The organism is Vibrio proteolyticus NBRC 13287, assembly GCF_000467125.1.
GTDB lineage: Bacteria > Pseudomonadota > Gammaproteobacteria > Enterobacterales > Vibrionaceae > Vibrio > Vibrio proteolyticus.
In genome coordinates this window covers 414,549-431,687 of the sequence record NZ_BATJ01000001.1, presented here as the reverse complement: position 1 = coordinate 431,687, position 17,139 = coordinate 414,549, and the positions used below count along the sequence as shown (strand labels likewise).

General features: G+C 49.2%; 18 protein-coding genes. 15 read left to right on the top strand and 3 right to left on the bottom strand.

Features of this window, described 5'->3' with window-relative positions; genetic code table 11:
* The 3 genes from VPR01S_RS01870 (at nucleotide 1) to VPR01S_RS01860 (ending at nucleotide 3,008) form a co-directional block, all read left to right on the top strand.
* Nucleotides 1-1,563 (top strand): L,D-transpeptidase family protein, encoded by a 1,563-nt coding sequence (locus VPR01S_RS01870; protein WP_021703596.1) that lies wholly within the window; start codon nucleotides 1-3, stop codon nucleotides 1,561-1,563.
* 174 nt (nucleotides 1,564-1,737) lie between these two features.
* Nucleotides 1,738-2,283 (top strand): peptidoglycan L,D-endopeptidase MepK, encoded by a 546-nt coding sequence (gene mepK / locus VPR01S_RS01865; protein ID WP_021703595.1) that lies wholly within the window; start codon nucleotides 1,738-1,740, stop codon nucleotides 2,281-2,283.
* A gap of 68 nt (nucleotides 2,284-2,351) precedes the next feature.
* Nucleotides 2,352-3,008, top strand: coding sequence for an MBL fold metallo-hydrolase (locus tag VPR01S_RS01860; RefSeq protein WP_021703594.1), 657 nt, complete (start codon nucleotides 2,352-2,354; stop codon nucleotides 3,006-3,008).
* A gap of 18 nt (nucleotides 3,009-3,026) precedes the next feature.
* Here VPR01S_RS01860 and VPR01S_RS01855 read toward each other — a convergent pair whose 3' ends face one another.
* Nucleotides 3,027-3,710 (bottom strand): DUF2982 domain-containing protein, encoded by a 684-nt coding sequence (locus VPR01S_RS01855; protein WP_021703593.1) that lies wholly within the window; start codon nucleotides 3,708-3,710, stop codon nucleotides 3,027-3,029.
* A gap of 221 nt (nucleotides 3,711-3,931) precedes the next feature.
* Here VPR01S_RS01855 and VPR01S_RS01850 point away from each other — a divergent pair, with 221 nt between their 5' ends.
* Nucleotides 3,932-4,306, top strand: a complete 375-nt coding sequence (locus tag VPR01S_RS01850) for a MarR family transcriptional regulator (protein ID WP_021703592.1) — start codon at nucleotides 3,932-3,934, stop codon at nucleotides 4,304-4,306.
* A gap of 75 nt (nucleotides 4,307-4,381) precedes the next feature.
* On the opposite strand, the gene VPR01S_RS01845 is transcribed toward VPR01S_RS01850, so the two are convergent.
* Nucleotides 4,382-5,305: a LysR family transcriptional regulator gene (locus VPR01S_RS01845; RefSeq protein WP_021703591.1), complete on the bottom strand. Its 924-nt coding sequence runs from the start codon at nucleotides 5,303-5,305 to the stop codon at nucleotides 4,382-4,384.
* Nucleotides 5,306-5,549: 244 nt separating this feature from the next.
* Here VPR01S_RS01845 and VPR01S_RS01840 point away from each other — a divergent pair, with 244 nt between their 5' ends.
* From VPR01S_RS01840 to VPR01S_RS01820, 6 genes are all read left to right on the top strand, one after another.
* Entirely contained in the window at nucleotides 5,550-6,026 is a 477-nt protein-coding gene (locus VPR01S_RS01840; protein ID WP_021703590.1) for a Dps family protein, read from the top strand.
* 528 nt (nucleotides 6,027-6,554) lie between these two features.
* Nucleotides 6,555-6,767, top strand: coding sequence for a transcription antiterminator/RNA stability regulator CspE (cspE, locus tag VPR01S_RS01835; RefSeq protein ID WP_021703589.1), 213 nt, complete (start codon nucleotides 6,555-6,557; stop codon nucleotides 6,765-6,767).
* A 391-nt stretch (nucleotides 6,768-7,158) separates the two neighbouring features.
* Nucleotides 7,159-7,302 carry a hypothetical protein gene (locus tag VPR01S_RS22840; RefSeq protein WP_169727782.1) on the top strand — a complete coding sequence of 48 codons (144 nt, stop codon included), beginning with the start codon at nucleotides 7,159-7,161 and terminating at the stop codon, nucleotides 7,300-7,302.
* Between the two features lie 15 nt (nucleotides 7,303-7,317).
* A complete protein-coding gene (locus VPR01S_RS01830; RefSeq protein WP_021703588.1) occupies nucleotides 7,318-7,518 on the top strand; it encodes a hypothetical protein in 201 nt (66 codons plus the stop codon).
* Between the two features lie 519 nt (nucleotides 7,519-8,037).
* Nucleotides 8,038-8,262: a hypothetical protein gene (locus VPR01S_RS01825; protein WP_021703587.1), complete on the top strand. Its 225-nt coding sequence runs from the start codon at nucleotides 8,038-8,040 to the stop codon at nucleotides 8,260-8,262.
* Between the two features lie 187 nt (nucleotides 8,263-8,449).
* Nucleotides 8,450-10,447, top strand: coding sequence for a methyl-accepting chemotaxis protein (locus VPR01S_RS01820; protein WP_021703586.1), 1,998 nt, complete (start codon nucleotides 8,450-8,452; stop codon nucleotides 10,445-10,447).
* 45 nt (nucleotides 10,448-10,492) lie between these two features.
* Here the strand turns inward: VPR01S_RS01820 and VPR01S_RS21925 are convergent, their stop codons facing one another.
* On the bottom strand, nucleotides 10,493-11,233 hold the full coding sequence (locus tag VPR01S_RS21925; protein ID WP_021703585.1) for a 4'-phosphopantetheinyl transferase family protein: 741 nt from the start codon (nucleotides 11,231-11,233) through the stop codon (nucleotides 10,493-10,495).
* Between the two features lie 188 nt (nucleotides 11,234-11,421).
* Between VPR01S_RS21925 and VPR01S_RS01810 the strand changes: the two genes are divergently transcribed.
* The 5 genes from VPR01S_RS01810 to VPR01S_RS01790 all read left to right on the top strand — a co-directional run bounded on the left by VPR01S_RS01810 (nucleotide 11,422) and on the right by VPR01S_RS01790 (nucleotide 17,086).
* A complete protein-coding gene (locus tag VPR01S_RS01810; protein ID WP_021703584.1) occupies nucleotides 11,422-12,186 on the top strand; it encodes an ABC transporter ATP-binding protein in 765 nt (254 codons plus the stop codon).
* On the top strand, nucleotides 12,180-13,070 hold the full coding sequence (locus VPR01S_RS01805; protein ID WP_021703583.1) for an ABC transporter substrate-binding protein: 891 nt from the start codon (nucleotides 12,180-12,182) through the stop codon (nucleotides 13,068-13,070). The genes VPR01S_RS01810 and VPR01S_RS01805 overlap by 7 nt, the downstream gene beginning before the upstream one ends.
* Nucleotides 13,067-15,043, top strand: a complete 1,977-nt coding sequence (gene fhuB / locus VPR01S_RS01800; protein WP_021703582.1) for a Fe(3+)-hydroxamate ABC transporter permease FhuB — start codon at nucleotides 13,067-13,069, stop codon at nucleotides 15,041-15,043. The genes VPR01S_RS01805 and fhuB overlap by 4 nt, the downstream gene beginning before the upstream one ends.
* A 114-nt stretch (nucleotides 15,044-15,157) precedes the next feature.
* A complete protein-coding gene (locus VPR01S_RS01795; RefSeq protein WP_021703581.1) occupies nucleotides 15,158-16,813 on the top strand; it encodes a multidrug ABC transporter permease/ATP-binding protein in 1,656 nt (551 codons plus the stop codon).
* Between the two features lie 60 nt (nucleotides 16,814-16,873).
* Entirely contained in the window at nucleotides 16,874-17,086 is a 213-nt protein-coding gene (locus tag VPR01S_RS01790) for an MbtH family protein (protein WP_021703580.1), read from the top strand.
* The last annotated feature ends 53 nt before the right edge of the window (nucleotides 17,087-17,139 follow it).

The following is a 17,139-nucleotide window of genomic DNA, read 5'->3' as shown; positions in this document are numbered from 1 at the left end:
ATGAGATCATGGAAACACTATAGCTGGTGGTTGATTTGTCTACTGATGATCCCGTATCAGGTGGGGGCGATAGCGCGCAATGAAACGCTGGAATGGTTTCAAAACGACTCGAAAATTCCGTCTTTGCTGCAATATCCAGATGTGGTTAATCAGATTTATCAAAACAATGACCGTGACCTGATATGGACGGATATCGAGCCGATCAACAAGCTTGAATTTCAACTCGAGCTGATTCAACAGGCGGGTTTCAGCCCTTTGTTTAACCGACAGCTCAGTTACCTTAAATATTATCGGGCGGCCAACAGCTGGTTCGAATTTGATGTTCTGGCTACTGATACCTTACTGCTGTATATGAGTTACGCTGAGCTTGCGCCTCAAATCGGGTATAACTGGTTTTTTCGGACCAAGTTGAACCAGCCCATACAGCCACCGAGCAATGAAATGGTGATGGCACTGGAATCTGCAATTGAATCCAAGCGATTGTCAGGGTTCATTGACATTTTTGCGCCCGCCTCACCGGGGTACCAACAACTGCTCGATACTTACCGCAGTTTAGGGCAGTACGCAGATGTTAATGTGCCGCGTTATCAACAGGTTGGCCTGAAGCGGGTCGGCGATTCAATCAGTGACCGTGATGTTCTATTGCAAAGGCTCCAACTGGTGAATGTCGACGTGAGCCGGGTACGCACCGATGTGGCCTGGTATGACGATACGTTGGAAACGGCGATCAAGACATTTCAACGTATCCATGGACTAAACCAGGACGGCGTTATTGGCCCGGCAACGGTCAGGTGGTTAAATGTTGCCCCCTCACAGCGGGTTGCCATGCTGGCACTTAATATCGAACGTTCTCGATTGTGGCCGATGCAGCATGACACCTTGATATTGGTGAATGTGCCTGGTTATCAAATTCGTTACTGGTATTTAGGCAATGAAGTCTTTGAATCGAAAGTGGTTGTAGGGCGGGTCTCTCGAAAAACGCCGGTGATGAAAACCAGTCTGAATGCCTTGATCCTGAATCCTACGTGGAACGTGCCGCGGAAAATTATGGTGGAGGATATTTTGCCGCAGGTGAAAAAAGATGCCACCTATCTTGAAAAGCATCAGATGCAAATTCTCGAAACTTGGGATTCAGATGCAGTGATCAGCCCAGAAGCGATAGACTGGACGACCGTCAATCCACGTGCGTTTCCCTACCGTCTCCGTCAGCAATCGGGGGCTCAGAACGCACTCGGATTGTACAAGTTCAACACCCCCAATAAACGTGCGATTTATTTGCATGACACACCTAGTAAGAGTTTGTTTAATAAGGAGCAACGCGCATTCAGTTCGGGTTGTATCCGAGTGCAGAATGCGGATGAATTCGCGGCATTATTGCTGCGTACACAAGGTTTAGATGAGATGAAAATCGCGCAGTACAACGAGCGCACCAACAAGTCGATTCCACTGAGACAGCGCATCCCCGTGCATATTATTTACCAAACGGTTTGGTATGAATCAGGGCAAGTACACTATAGGGACGATATTTACCGCTATGATGGGCTGACCACAAAAAGTGGTTAATTGACACAAAATTGACATAAATATCATCAAATAAAATTATCAATTAGGTCAGATAGTAAGCGGAATGCGACATGCATTCCGCTTTTTTGTGCACACTTTATGCATTTGAACTTACCAAAAGGGTCGGGTAAGGTCCGGCAAGGTGTTCGTATCTAATACAAAGGTAAAGTTGTAGTGCACATTTCTCGTCGAAAATTCTTACAAATGACCGGAGCCGGCCTCGTTGTGGCCGCATGTGCTCCGAGTGTGGCAAACGCTTCTCCTGTCGCTAAATCTCGTTCTCTGGCGATGAACAACCTCCATACCGGAGAGATGCTGGAAGCATGCTATTTTGATGGCCTCTCATACGTGAAGCCGGAGCTGGCGAAACTGAATCACATTTGCCGTGATTTTCGTCGCAACGAGATCCATCCGATGGATAAGCGTTTGTTTGATCATATTTCTAAAATTCAGTCTTTACTCGGTAGCGACGCAGAGGTCATGATCATCTCTGGTTACCGTTCTCCTGCAACCAATAAAATGCTGCGGTCGCGATCCAATGGTGTGGCACGGAAAAGTTATCATATGAGCGGTCAGGCGATCGATTTTCGTCTGGATGGTGTGAGCCTGAAACGTATTCGCGATGCGGCCATGGATCTTAAGATGGGTGGTGTCGGTTATTATCCGAGAAGTGAATTCGTCCATATTGATACTGGCCCCGTGCGCAGTTGGCGTGGTTGATTGGTTGTAAAATACGATTGGCGGTGTCATAGTTCGACCAGTTTCGATTTTGCGAATAAGGTTTAACAATGACTCTTAAATATCAGGTTGTTCCAGTCACCTCTTTTTCTCAGAACTGTTCCATCGTTTGGTGTGATGAGACGATGAAAGGCATCGTGATTGATCCCGGTGGTGACGTGAAACAGTTGGCTGCGCTGATTAAAGAGTTGGGTATCGACGTGGTACGTCTGGTGTTGACACACGGCCATCTTGATCACGTCGGTGGCACTGAGCCTCTTGCGGCCGCTCTGGGTGGTGTCGAGATTGTCGGCCCGCATAAAGACGACAACTTTTGGCTACAAGGGCTGGAAGGTCAGAGCCAGATGTTTGGTTTTCCGCATACTGATGCATTTGAGCCGAACCAGTGGCTGAATGATGGCGATCAGGTGCAGTTCGGTCATCAGGTGCTGGACGTGTTCCATACACCAGGCCACACTCCGGGACACGTGGTTCTGTTTAGCAAAGAAGCTAAGTTGGCGTTTGTCGGTGACGTACTGTTTAACGGCAGCATTGGCCGCACGGATTTCCCAAGAGGGGACTTCAATACGCTGATCAACTCCATCAAATCTAAATTGTGGCCATTGGGTAACGACGTGCGATTTGTACCCGGTCACGGTCCGGAGTCGACTTTCGGTCATGAGCGCAAAACCAATCCGTTTGTTGCCGACGAGATGCCGCTTTACTGAACCTGGATATCGAGCGGGCTAATTGCTCTGCTGCAACGGTTCTGGCTCGGCGGCCGCGAGATAACGCCGGGTCAGGCCGACAAACTCTTCTGCGCTTCGGTCCAAATCCGAAGCAGCGATGAACACATCGTAGTCATAATATTTTCTCTGATAACGCATGCGGTTGGCCAGCATAGCCAACAAGCCAGAAAATTCCTGGCCACTCTGATCGTGGTATGGGTTTGAATCCAGTACCATGTCCTCAAACTGAGTTTCCTGGTTTCTTTGGCGAGCCCCCAGGTATAACAGTGCGCGCTGACCAAGCAGTACCTCAGTCGCAATACGCGGACAAACGGCGTTCAGGTAAGGGGTATAATCTTTTAGTTTGATGCCAACCCATGGTAGCGGTTGTTGCCAACCTTGATTGTCATAATGAACGATGCCTATCTTACTGATGTTCGTCCATTTCACTACCCAGCCACCTTTAAACAGGTGTTGCTGAAAGTGGGTCGGGGTCAGCGTGTAAGACACCGTGCTTTTTTTGACCAACAGATAGCCAAACCCCAGCAGTGCCAGTACGGCCAGAACAGATAAGACCGCCTGTGGCCAGCCCGGTGCATAGCTGATTAAATACGCGGCACCGAACATCGCTACCAGTGCCACCAGTTTGGTCACGGGTGAGTTAAGTCGCAGTGGCTGGTTGGTTAAATGAATCGTCTGCATACCGGCTCCGCAGTTGGAGAACTTACCTCTGTGTATATACTCAGTACTTTTTAGAAAGTTCATTATAGCTACTGTTTAAATTGTAGTCATACGTTGTGAGTACGCGCATTTTTAGCCCATAAACGCGGAGTTACCCTACAAATCACTTCGGAATTTTGGTATAAAACGCGCTTCGAATTTTCACCACTGCGCCTGATGCAGTGAAATGGAGAAATACTCACATGAGACTTGCTCATAAGCGTAAGGTGCAGATGAAACTGCAAAAGCGCATTAAAGCGGCGGTTGCTAATCTAGAAGCACCAAAGAAAGCGAAACCTGTAGCTGAGAAAAAAGTCGCTGCGAAACCAGCAGTAGAAAAAGCAGTAGCCGCGCCAAAATCCGTAGAGGTTGCTCTGACTCCTAAGCAACAACAGGTTCTGGACATCGTTGCTGCGAACGCAGAAGGCATCAATCCAAAAGGGATTGGTCTTGCTGCAGGCCAAGAAGAATCCAAAGCGGCTTCTTGGGCGACAGGCGCACTGAAAAAACTACTGGAAGAAAACCTGGTAGCAAAAGAGCAGCTTGCAGGTAACAAAGTTATCTACAAAACGCTTTAAATCCAGTTCGGATTAACCGGAAAAAGCCCCGTTTATCGGGGCTTTTTCTGTTTCGAGCATCACAAAATCGCGTGCTCAGGGTAGTAAGTGCGTATTTTGCAATTGTTGGTGCAGCCAGTTTTGGGCTGGGTCGTTGAGGCTCTGCTTATTCCACACCAAACTATAGGCGACATGACCATAGTCAAACGGCAGGTTCTTCTGGATCAGACTGCGTGTCTGACAGGCAACATTGGCCCAGCGTTTCGAACAGGTGAATAGATAGGGCATGTGCTGACACATAATCGCTGCTGCGCCGAAATCTGCTACGGAGAGTGCGATGTCGCGAGCCCGGTGATGTTGCGCCAATTGCTGCTCAAAGAATGGTCGCGACAGCTCGCGATCGTGGACCCCAACGTGTTGATAGCTGAGGTAGCTATCGATGGTGAGAGCGGTGTCTGCCAACGGGTGTGCGGCGTTCATCAGGCAAACCATTTCATCATCCAGAATCACCTTCCACACCAAGTCTTTAATATGCGTCGGCGGCTGACTGATGTCATGCGGCAGAATAATAAAATCCGCCTGACCGCGTAACAAGGCCTCAAAACCGAGCTGCTCTTTCGCATATAAGTTGAGCCGGCATGCGCCGTTCAGTTGCTCGGCAATGTGGCTCAACAACGGGGCAAACAACTCGACACTGCTGCCTCGCATGCCAATCGCAAAATCTCCGCTGTACTGTTGAGGGTCAAACTCGCCATGATGAAGCACGCCGTTCATGCTGGAGAGAATACCGTGCACAGTCGGTCCCATACTGAGCGCAAAGGGCGTAGGAACCAAGCGCGTACCATCGCGATAGAATAACTCATCTTTCAACAATGAACGTAGCTGTGACAACACTTTGCTAATACCGGATGGACTGGCGCACAACTGCTGAGCGGTTGCGGTCACACTGTGGGTGTTGAGCAATACATGAAACACCGTGAGGTGTTTCAGGCTAATCCTTGAAAGGGCGATGTAATCCATAGTTATTATTGTCCGGAGTGTCCGTCGCCGTTAGGCAAGTCATTGAGATATCTCTATTTTACACAGATTCCTACGCATAAAGCTGCGTGTTCTGCGAAATATTTTGTTCTATGACATAGTTTTTAGCTATTAAAGCGATAGGTTTAAACGGTTTTATCTATTTTGTCTGCTTTCGTAGAATAACCCCATCAAAGAGATCACCATCTCGAACGAATTTTTAAATCGGTTACTTAAGGAGAGTTTTATGTCTAGCCAAACAAATCTTATCGGTCTTGATAGTAATAAAGCACAAGAGCTGGCAGCTGAACTGAACCAACTTCTTGCTCTCTACCAAGTTCTGTACATGAATACCCGCGGTTACCATTGGAACATCAAAGGTCAGCAGTTCTTCGAATTGCACGTCAAATTTGAAGAAATCTACACCGATCTGCAAACCAAGATCGATGAACTGGCAGAACGTATCCTGACTCTGGGATTTACACCCGATCACAGCTTCAGCCGTTATTTGGAAAACAGTGCGATTACCGAACATAAAAACGCCACTAGCGGTACTGAATGTGTGGAAGGTTTAGTGAATGGCTTCAGCGTATTGCTGGGCAAAGAGCGTGAGATCCTGGAACAGGCAGGAAACGCTGATGATGAAGGTACAGCAGCTCTGATGGGCGATTACATTCGCGAACAGGAAAAACTGATGTGGATGTTGAACGCGTATCTTCAATAAGCGCCCTGCTTCCTCAAAGACAATTTGTTCCATTTTATCTCTAAAGCACTTGTCCTTGTTTCGCCGCACTTTACGTGCGGCTTTTTTATCTGCGATTTTAACCTAGTTGGTACGGTATCGTGCTGAAAGTCTTAGTTGTCGTCATTGCCCTTTAAGCGTTATGACGCCTCGCGCTTCTTGTTATCAGAGTGGGTACAAGGTTAGACCTCGACGTGTTCCAGAGCGATTCGCACTGAGCTCCAACTCTGGATCAGGTACAGAGATGGTATCCCTATCTGCTTTTCTTGAGGGGATGGGTAACTTGCGGTTTTGAATGCCAGAAAAAATAAAAACCGAAATAACTATCTATTATCCCCACACAGTGTATAGTGACTGCAGCTCAAACAGCGAGCTATTAATGATATATTTAGTTCAAGATCTTCTCAGTTTCCTTTCGATTCAGTTCGTCATATCTATCCTGCGATACCTTTTTCTTCATTCCAGATTTAGTAGCTTTCATTTTTAACTTATCAATGTATCGAGATATATATGTCAAATAAAACAACTGGTTCAGTAAAATGGTTTAACGAGTCAAAAGGCTTTGGTTTTATCACTCCAGACAATGGTGGCGCAGATGTGTTTGTTCATTTCAACGCTATTGTGTCAGAGGGCTTCAAAACGCTAGCTGAAGGCCAAAAAGTAAGCTTTACCGTAGAGCAGGGCAACAAAGGCCCACAAGCTGCGGCCGTTACTTTCGCGTAACCAACACTGTATAGCGAGAACTCGTTTATGGCCTAGATCCTAGTTATGGCGAGTTCTTTCTTCTCCAATACTTATTAAGGAGCAATATGAATCGAAAGACTAATAGAAAACTATATTGGTATTACGTCCTGCGTGAGCAGAAAATACCGCAAGAACAAACTACTTATGTTCTAAATCCGCTATCACCTTCATCATAAAAGACCCTTGGTCTGCCACCTTTCACTAGCTAAACAGCGGTGTATTAAAACGCTATATCTTACCCAGAGTGCATACCAGTCTCTTTGATTTGGATTTTTCATTCTGTGAGTCAACCAGTACTGGTGAAATTAACGATTCACAAGGTTTAATTCTGAGGGACATTTTGTGTCGAACCATAGACTGAGGTTTCACTTTGAAGAAGAAAGCAGCCAGAGCTAAATCACTGAAAAGCAGCAATGATGCTAGAGATGATAAGCCGGATAACATCCACCAGATAAGAAGAAAGATCGAAGACATTCTGCTGGAACGTCAGCAGAACACGTTGTTAGACCTTTGATGTAAAGAGGACTTTATGCGCAAACCTAAAAGAAAAACTGGCAATAAAACGAAGAAAAGCGATTTCGAAGAAAGATTCGCAGTAATGGTCGGGAACTACCATAAAGCCAAAGAAGTACTCGATTCCTTAGAAGAGGGTACGGCTGAGTACGCAAAGCAGAAGAAGCAGTGTGATGCGCTTTTTGCAAGTGCTGAACGTTTTATTAGCAAACAATAATGAGAGCATCTCCACGTTCCATTGATGCACAGACTCATTCCTTTCCTATCTATGTTTTCAAATTAGCTGGCTTTTAGTCGGCTGATTGCTCTCCCCAGCTTTAGAGAATTCGAACTTAGAAGCCCTTAATTCAATGTTGAACCACGTCTTCAAATAGGGACGAGTAAGCCGAGTTGCTTACCAAGTGGAGTTGTATTTCGCATCTCCGCCGATCACTGAGTGTAGAAATCTAATCTGATGGCTCATTCCTATAACCAGCTTTGATTCACTGTATACCGCCGCACCTGAAAAATTGGGTCGCGTAGGTGCAGAGTTCTTCTTTGGTTATAAAAACAACTTCGTATTAAAAGTAAATAAAAACAATCTATTAGGTTTTATTTCAACAGGGGTGTCTTCTTCGATTTTGAACCTGTCATCAGTGGTAGTACTGAGTTTCATGTGATTTTATACAGTATCACTTGACGCTATAGTGATTCGAGTTATACTGGGTTTACATACAGTAACTACTGGAGGTGACGTATGTTGTGGGAAACCTTAGAAAGAGTGAACCGCTTACGCCAGCAGGCGATGTCTGATTCAGAATTTATCCAGTCTGCGAAAGAGCATCAAAAAGCTCTGGAAGCGCAAGCTTATTGTTACCAGTCAGTTCGACGTAAAAAACCGCAAAGCAAAAGTGAAAAGACACTGGCTGACATTTATGATCAAGCCGAATTTGGGACCAATCCAACGGGAACCCAGCACTGAGATAAAAGCCGCATTCTGCGGCTTTTTTTGGTTTTCTCTGATGTTATAACCCGTTACTGATGGATGTGTTGGTTTGACCCAGTGCACAAGTTATTGAAATGATTCTGATATAAACGGGACATTTTACTGAAATCACCTAGCTTCTAAGTGTACGCTCAATGTCCATGAAATAACTAAGGAAAAAGTTATGAAGCGTTGGTTTCGTCAGTATCCATTTCACATTATTGTCAGTTTTGTTGCAGGGGTGCCGTTACTCCTCACGGTCGCACTGGCGATTTATCTCAGTAGTGGCTTTTTTGCTACTAAAGAAGCCGCAAACGCCGATCGCGAGGCGGTTCACCTGGTTATGCTGTATGACAACCTGGCACACAATCTGGCGGTTGAGCGAGGTCTTACCGCGGGAGTGATAGGCAGCCAGGGAAAGGGAGAGCAGGTTCAGGCGTTGAAAAAACAACGTCAGGTCGCGGATCTGCATATTAAGGCGTTACTGAGTTTTCAGCCTGAGTATCTTTCTCCTGCCTATGTGAACGATCTGGGGCAAGACGTGAAATCACAACTGGCGCAACTCAATAACGTACGTGGTCAGGTAGACCAACTGCAGTTGTCTGTTTCTCCGTTCGCTTATTATTCCAACATCAATCAGTTAGCGATCGATAACGCCGGTGCGTTGCTGTCTAAAATTCATTTGTCGGATATGGCGCAACTGGGTAAGTCGCTGGTGGCCGTAGTGACCATGAAAGAGCGTGCTGGTCAGGTACGAGGCGCTTTGAATGGGGTGTTCGCCCGAGGCAGTAGCACAGAATCAGTCTACGCTAATATCAACAATTACATTCAAACGGGCGGCTACGCGGAACGAAACGCTCGGTTAAGCTTGCCAGTTGATATGATGCAGAGTTTAAATCAGGCCAAGCAGAGCAAAACGTGGCAAGAAGTGGAAGCTGTTCAGCAGGCATTTTTGAATCAGAGCGATACGCTGGATTCGGTAAAAGGACCAGCTGCAACTCAGTGGTTTGCTATGGCTACTGAGCGCATCAAATTGATCAATCAAGTCCGCAATCAGATCCAGCAAGACATGCAAACTCAGGCAGATAGCCAAGCACAGCAGGCCAGCCAGATGGCGTGGTTGACGATGCTGCTGTGTGGTGTCAGCGCCGTGCTTCTCTCCCTGTTATTGATGATGAGTGTCTCGAGCTTGAAAGCCCGGGTTGGCGGTTTGACTCGAAAGCTCCAGGTGATGTCGGAAGAGCGCAATCTGGCTTTACAACTGGACGACCAGGGAAAAGACGAAATAGCGCATATCTCATCGAGTATCAACCGGCTCAATCGCACGCTTGGGTCGCTGTTATCCAGCGTTACTGAAGCAGATCAACAAAGTCAGCAGCGTTTGGACCAGGTGGTTTCACGCTCTGTTGAGCTGGGTAAGAGCAGCGAAGCCACGACTGCAAAATGCACGAATATCGCAGCATCCATGACTGAACTGGCCCAGTCCAGTAACGAAATTGCTTCATCGGCGACACGCGCATTGGAAGAAACGGAGTCCATGACGCAACAGGTGATGGTCTGTTTGTCGCAGAGTAACTCGTCGTTCTCCAATGTGGAAGCGCTCGCGCAACAGATCGGTGAAACTCAACAATGCATGCAACAACTGGAACAGGATGCCGCGCGGGTCAGCAGCATTGTCGACACCATCAATGGTATATCAGAACAAACTAACCTACTGGCCCTCAATGCCGCGATTGAAGCTGCCCGCGCTGGAGAACAGGGGAGAGGCTTTGCCGTTGTTGCTTCTGAGGTTCGGGATCTGGCGCAGCGCAGTAAAGAAGCCACAGAACACATCAGCGAATTACTGAGTAAAATTTGCGATAACACCAATCGTTCAGTGGACAACATGCGTAAGAGTCGTGAAGCCAGTGACAATACGTTCGAATCTGTGAATACCACCAAGTCCAGCGTCTCGGAACTTGAGCACGTGATAGAACTGGTTAATCAGCACATTACCAGTATCGCCAATGCGACGGAAGAGCAGTCTAAAGCGTGCCATGAGGTGGATTTAGATGTGGATACGCTGACGGGGATTGCGGAAGAAACCGGTCAACTCGCCTCTGCGCTTAATCAGATCGTCGATGGTTATCGGGTAGACGCCGCCCGAGTGGAAAGTGAACTGACGAAGTTTAAGCTGGCCTGAATCTATTAGACGAACAAAACAGCCCCGTTTAGGGCTGTTTTGTTATCAAGCCTGCCAGGTAACACACTGGACGTGCTGATCCTGTATCTCTAGGTGGCAGTGGAGGTGAGGTCTGATCCCGTAAGCTCGCAGTGAGGGCCCCGCTTCGAAGTGCAGCAGTGAATCGTTGTGCTGTATCAATGTCACCACGTCAAATTCGAGCACGTCACCCACTAAGGGAAAGAGCGCTTTGTACAGAGCTTCTTTCGCCGAGAATATCGCGGTGACAGCCATTTCTCTGGAAAGTCCCGCAGCCGTCATGATCGCCAACTCACCTTCTGTGGCCACCAAAGGTTGAATGTCAGCGCTTTGCTCGATTGTCACTATCGTTTGAATATCAATACCGGGACGTAGGACTGACGGATTGCTGCACGCAACCAGGGCCACAGCCTGTTCGCCACTGTGTGAAATTGAGCCGCAGAAGCCGGGTGGGAAGGCCGGTGTACGATCAGGGTTGATGGGGATGGAGACGGGCACTTGATTGAATGCTTTAAGTGCGGTGTGGGCGGCAAGGCGCCCGGCAAAAAACTCGGCCTGGCGGAGAAGCCGGCTGGCCGAAATTTGTGCGGGGCAGTCGATGCCAGCGATGGCAAACCAACTTGGGTCAAACTGGCTGTGATCAAAACCAACTCGGGCGAGGTAAAGAGGATGCTTTTCCTGTACACCAGCTATCTCCGACACGACACACTCCACCCGAGCGGCACCGAACCGCCATTGTATGGCACTGTCTAATGCCCTTTTTATCATAAACTTATCCTACCTAGCCTGTTGCCAACCCTTTAGATATCAGGGATATAGCCTAATCTTTTTAAATATTAATGCAAATGAAAATGGTTTGCATTTGTTTGTTGGCTGTTATATAAATCACCCCTTGTTAATCTTTAAGTTACAACCGATTAACCCCAGAATTAAGCAGGAAAATAACAGGATAAAATATGCTCGCGGCAAAAGAGCTGGAATTTCACGTCGGTGACAGGGCGCTGCTGAAACACTTTGATATGGCGTTTGAGCCAGGAAAAATCTATGCCCTAGTTGGGCATAATGGCTCTGGAAAGTCGACTCTGCTTAAGCTATTGGCTCAACAGCAAAAAGCCACCGGTGGTGAAGTCTTACTCGACAAAAAGCCCGTCTCACAATGGAGTGACAAGCAGTTTGCCCGGCAAGTGGCTTATTTACCACAACATCTGCCGGCGACAGACAGCCTTTCAGCCCGTGATTTAGTCAGTTTTGGTCGCTATCCCTGGCATGGTTTGCTTGGGCGCCTGAACGGTCAGGACAAACAGTACATTCAGGAAGCGATGACACTGACCGACACACTAAAGTACGCCGATCGTCTGGTGGATACCCTGTCTGGTGGTGAACGTCAGCGTGTCTGGTTGGCGATGCTTCTAGCACAGCGCACCCAGTATCTGCTACTGGACGAACCGCTTTCTGCGCTGGATGTGGCGCATCAGGTCGAGATGTTGAACCTGATCAAAAAGCTCAGCCAGGAGCTGAATCTCGGCGTCATTATCGTCATTCATGATATCAATATGGCCGCTCGCTTCTGCGATCACATCGTTGCGCTGCACAGCGGAGAAATGATCGTGCAAGGCAGTGTGGAACAGGTATTTACTGAGCCTCAGCTCAACCAGATATATGGCATCGAGATGCACATTACGGATCACCCGGCTGGCTATCCGGTGGCCATGCCATGTTAAGGTTATTCCCATTCTCTCGTCTGATTATGGTGGCGAGCTTGTTGATGGCGCAAGGCGCTTTCGCCGAGGCTCAGCAGCTGTCTTCTCCCATCAGCCCGCGGGTGATGTCGATAGACTGGACACAGACCGAAACACTGCTGGCTTTGGGACTGACGCCGGTAGCATCTGCTCAGCAGGCGGATTACAACGCCTGGGTTCGCAGCCCACGCTTACCGGACACCACGGTGGACGTCGGTTTGCGTACTCAGCCAAATCTGGAACGTTTGTCTGAACTGGATCTCGATACCATTTTCATTTCACCTCGTTTTCAATCCCTGGAGCCGCAGTTGTCGCGTGTTGCCAGAGTAGAATCCGTACCGCTTTACACCGATGGAGACATCAGTTGGTCGGCACTAAAAACATTTACCCGGACGCTGGCGCGTCTCACAGAACGTGAAGGTGCAGCGGAAAGGGTTATCCATGACGCGGAGCAGACATTTGCAACACTGAAACAGAAACTCCCGCAAGGCACTCCTCCGCTGATTATGATCCAATTTATGGACAGCCAGCATGTGCGCGTGTTCGGTAACAACAGTTTGTACAGTATTGCGATTAACCAGCTTGGTCTGGAGAATGCGTGGAAAGAGACCACCAACTCTTGGGGGTTTGGCTTGATTGGCATTGATCGCCTGCAGGGGCTGTCAGGACAACTGGTGGTGGTGGAGCCGCTGCCAGCCGGTGTCAGTGAGCATCTGGAAAAGGATGCCTACTGGCAGTATCTGGTCAAACAAACCGGGCATCCGGCTTTGCGAGTGCAGGCCGTGTGGAGCTTTGGTGCCATTCCGTCGTCGGTTCGTTTTGCCACCCTCATGACTGACACTCTCACGCGGGAGGTGACGCAATGAGCCTGCGTTCAACATTGTTAATCGCGTGTTTAACGGGTTTTGTCGCCCTGATGATGGGGTTGCAAATTTCGGTTGGCGACAACGTTAGTCTGAACCTCGCCAGCATGTGGCAGGTTAACTGGCAAACGCCGCTTTCTGTCAAACTGCATCTGACCTGGTGGCCGCGGGTGTTTACCACTTTGATCGCTGGCGCGGCGTTAGCCGTGGCTGGGGTGTTAATGCAGCAGGTACTGCGCAATCCTTTGGCGTCTCCATCGACACTTGGTGTGGCCAGCGGTGCCAGTTTCGCCTTGATGATGGCCACTCTGTACGCCCCGTGGTTAATTGAATTCTCTCATTCACTGGTCGCTTTGGCTGGCGGAGTAGGGACCATGGCGCTGGTGTTTGCATTATCTTGGCGTCGTGCACTTTCCCCAACTGTGGTGGTGGTATCCGGCTTGGTCATCAATCTTTATTTTGGCGCGGTAAGCACCGTGTTGTTGATGATGAATCAGGATCAACTGGCCGGTCTGATGATTTGGGGCGCGGGCTCATTGGTGCAGACCGGCTGGCAGGATGTTAGCTACCTGGCGCCCCGTATCGCCGTCGCAGCTGCAGCCGCGTTTCTGTTTGTTAAGCCCCTCAGCCTGCTGGAATTATCTGAACAAGGGGCGAAAAGTCTTGGCGTGTCGCTGGCGAAACTACGAGTGGTCTGTCTTGGCTTAGCGGTCATGCTCACTTCCTGGGTCGTTGCCAGTGTCGGTGTGATTGGGTTTGTCGGGCTGGCGGCACCGGCCATCACGCGCAGCCTTGGTGTGCATCGTCTGGTCCCTAAACTGTGGGTATCGATGCTTCTTGGCGCCTTGTTGCTAACTCTGACCGATTTATTGATCCAGCAGCTTCCTGGGGTGATGGCAATGGTGATCCCCACTGGCGCTGCAACAGCCGCGCTTGGAGCGCCGTTATTACTATGGATGTTGCCTAAGCTATCAATGCGTAGCCAGACGCAAACACAGACTGTGCTTACCCGACACAGTGAGCGGGTCACTCCGCTAAGCAAACATACGATTCTCGCTATCATCGCGATGATTGTGCTGGGGCTCTGCCTGTTCAGTACAGTGTCACGCCAGAGTGACGGCTGGCAATGGCTGGTGACGAGCGGACAATGGTCATTACTCGAATGGCGTATACCTCGGCTAATGGCGGCGGCCTTAGCGGGAATCATGTTGGCAGTGGCTGGTACTGTGGTGCAGCGCCTGAGTGGAAACCCGATGGCTAGCCCAGAGGTGATTGGGATCAGCTCAGGGACGGCACTGGGATTGATCATCGCCATGTTTACCGGGATGGGCGCAAGCTTGTTTAGCCTCTATTTAGGTGGTTTGTTGGGGGCGATGGCATCGCTGGGTGTGATTGTGCTTCTCAACCGCAAATCCGGTTTTCAACCTGAGCGTGTGCTGCTGACCGGCGTTGCCATCACAGCCTTGATGAATGCAGTGCAAAGCTTTGTGCTGGCAGGGGGAGACCCACGCAGTTATCAGGTGCTGGCCTGGTTGTCTGGTTCCACTTATTACGTGACCGAACAAACCTTGTTGCCGCTATTTGTATCTGCTTTGGTGCTCACGGCTCTTGGCTTTGCCAGCGCTCGATGGCTGGATATTTTGCCGCTCGGGCAGGAAAGTGCCAGAGCGTTAGGCATCAAAGTCGGGCGATCACGAGGCCTGCTGTTGTTGCTGGTGGCGTGTTTGACCGTCAGTGCCACATTGGTGGTGGGCCCACTGAGCTTTATTGGCTTGATGGCCCCGCATTTGGCCCGGCTGTTTGGCTTTAGTCGCGCAAGAGAGCACCTGGTGTGTTCGGCACTGATTGGCTGTGGGCTAATGCTGTTTGCCGACTGGCTGGGACGCCAGTGGCTTTACCCGCAGGAAGTGCCGGCCGGTTTGGTGGCGTCATTGATCGGCGGGTTGTACCTGATGTGGGGACTGCGTCGACTTTAAGAAAAACCTAACCCTTCCGGTTTGCCGGGAGGGTTAAAAACGCTGTGGATAGGGCGTTGTTCATTATCTTGTTGATAATGATAATCACAATAATAATCAATAGATGGATATAAGATGAAATTACTTGTTCAGTTGGCGCACAAGCAAGCGAAAGCCTTGGTGCCGGTGATTCTGCTCAGTGTCACCAGCGCGTTTCTCAGCGTGGGTGTGATTGCCTTCATCCAGTACGAACTGCTGAGTCAAACCACTGATATTCATAGTGCGATTGGCTGGTTTGCGCTGTTGCTGATAGCGTTGCTCTTGACTGCAACGATCGCTCAGGTCGCATTGCACAAGCTCGGTCACCAGTTTGTTTTCAATAAGCGCTGTCAGTTGGTCAAACAGCTGATCAATACTGATATTGAGCAAATTGAAGAAGTAGGCAGTGCTGGCGTACTGGCTTCGCTGAATACTGACATCCGCAATGTGACGATCGCATTCGTGAATCTGCCGGAATTAATTTATGGCATGGTCCTGACCATCGTGGCGTTGGCGTATCTGGCTTTTCTGTCGTTGCCGTTGTTTGGTGTCAGTCTACTGATTCTGGGGCTGACTGGTGTGGTAGGATTTTCTTTGGTGACCCGCATCAGTAACCATGTTCGCCACGTTCGTGAGTTTGATGACAAACTTTACAAAGATTATCAGGCGTTGATTGACGGTCGCAAAGAGCTGTCTCTTAACCCAAACCGCGCCCGCCGTTTTTTTGATGACGAATTTAGCCTCAATGCCACGGGATACCGTGACGAAATCACCCGGGCCGATATTCTCAACGGCTTTGCGGCTAATCTGACCAATACCGTTATTCTCGCCCTCATCGGCATCAACTTTTACCTCTCTATTGGGCTCGGCTGGGCTGGATTTGATATCGCATCTACGTTTGCTTTGGTGATCCTGTTTATGCGTATGCCGCTGATGTCGGCGGTGGGCGCTTTGCCGGCTCTGGTGAACGCGAATGTTTCGATGCGTAAGTTGGAAGGTTTGTCGCTCAACCGGGATGAATCGTTGTCCTGCGTCGATCCGGCGCCGCAACCCTTTGAATCGCTGGCGCTGAATCAGGTGACGTACCGTTACCGCGCCGACGGCGATGACCAGCCCTTTGCGGTTGGTCCGATAGACTTCTCTGTCAAGCGTGGCGAGATGATTTTCATCATCGGCGGTAACGGCAGCGGTAAGTCGACGTTTGCCCGTCTGCTGACCGGTCTGTATCGCCCACACTCGGGCGAGGTACTGCTGAATGGTCAGGCAGTACCTGAACAAGAGTGGCAGCGCTATCGTCAGCAGTTTTCGACGGTGTTCAGTGATTTTTACCTGTTTCATCAGGTCACCGACGGTCAGGGGCAGGATGTAGACGCGTCACTGATCGACGACTGGATGACTCGCCTGGAAATGGCCCACAAAGTGAGCCATCAGCAAGGGCGGCTGTCGGACGTACGCTATTCACAAGGGCAGCGTAAACGTCTGGCGCTATTAATGGCGATTGCTGAGCAGCGCGGCTGCATGCTGCTCGACGAATGGGCCGCCGATCAGGATCCGCGCTTTAGAAAACTGTTCTATCACCAGTTATTACCACAATTGAAACAACGCGGCGTAACGGTCATTGCTGTGACGCATGATGATCGTTATTTCGACGTGGCAGACCGAATTTTTAAAATGGACAGCGGTCAGTTGACCGAACTGGATACGACCGACCACAGCCAAACCAGACAGGCAATGGCGAACGTGGTCGCGTGAGCACAGCATTAGCCATAAAAACATTAAAACAAAGATAACAACGATCGAGTTGAGGAAATTATGAGTATTGACAGCCCTAACACCGAATTTACTGTAGTCATCAACCCACAAGAACAGTACAGCATCTGGCCGACCTATCACCCGGTACCACAAGGCTGGAAAGAAGTCGGTGTCATTGGTGACAAAGAAACGTGTCTGGCACATATCCGTGAAGTCTGGACCGACATGCGACCAAAAAGTTTGCGCGACGCACTGGCCGAAATAGGCGAATAGCGACTGACTGTCAGTTCGGCAGTCTGAAAATCAACAACACACTTTTTGGGTAG

Bases quoted from the DNA above. Each gene is read 5' to 3' on its own strand.
- VPR01S_RS01805 (WP_021703583.1), top strand. From the start codon at position 12,180: ATGTTAAGGTTATTCCCATTCTCTCGTCTGATTATGGTGGCGAGCTTG.
- cspE (WP_021703589.1), top strand. From the start codon at position 6,555: ATGTCAAATAAAACAACTGGTTCAGTAAAATGGTTTAACGAGTCAAAA.
- VPR01S_RS01855 (WP_021703593.1), bottom strand. From the start codon at position 3,710: ATGCAGACGATTCATTTAACCAACCAGCCACTGCGACTTAACTCACCC.
- VPR01S_RS01850 (WP_021703592.1), top strand. From the start codon at position 3,932: ATGAGACTTGCTCATAAGCGTAAGGTGCAGATGAAACTGCAAAAGCGC.
- VPR01S_RS01860 (WP_021703594.1), top strand. From the start codon at position 2,352: ATGACTCTTAAATATCAGGTTGTTCCAGTCACCTCTTTTTCTCAGAAC.
- VPR01S_RS01830 (WP_021703588.1), top strand. From the start codon at position 7,318: ATGCGCAAACCTAAAAGAAAAACTGGCAATAAAACGAAGAAAAGCGAT.
- VPR01S_RS01795 (WP_021703581.1), top strand. From the start codon at position 15,158: ATGAAATTACTTGTTCAGTTGGCGCACAAGCAAGCGAAAGCCTTGGTG.
- VPR01S_RS01840 (WP_021703590.1), top strand. From the start codon at position 5,550: ATGTCTAGCCAAACAAATCTTATCGGTCTTGATAGTAATAAAGCACAA.
- VPR01S_RS01810 (WP_021703584.1), top strand. From the start codon at position 11,422: ATGCTCGCGGCAAAAGAGCTGGAATTTCACGTCGGTGACAGGGCGCTG.
- VPR01S_RS21925 (WP_021703585.1), bottom strand. From the start codon at position 11,233: ATGATAAAAAGGGCATTAGACAGTGCCATACAATGGCGGTTCGGTGCC.
- fhuB (WP_021703582.1), top strand. From the start codon at position 13,067: ATGAGCCTGCGTTCAACATTGTTAATCGCGTGTTTAACGGGTTTTGTC.
- VPR01S_RS01825 (WP_021703587.1), top strand. From the start codon at position 8,038: ATGTTGTGGGAAACCTTAGAAAGAGTGAACCGCTTACGCCAGCAGGCG.
- VPR01S_RS01820 (WP_021703586.1), top strand. From the start codon at position 8,450: ATGAAGCGTTGGTTTCGTCAGTATCCATTTCACATTATTGTCAGTTTT.
- VPR01S_RS01790 (WP_021703580.1), top strand. From the start codon at position 16,874: ATGAGTATTGACAGCCCTAACACCGAATTTACTGTAGTCATCAACCCA.
- VPR01S_RS01870 (WP_021703596.1), top strand. From the start codon at position 1: ATGAGATCATGGAAACACTATAGCTGGTGGTTGATTTGTCTACTGATG.
- VPR01S_RS01845 (WP_021703591.1), bottom strand. From the start codon at position 5,305: ATGGATTACATCGCCCTTTCAAGGATTAGCCTGAAACACCTCACGGTG.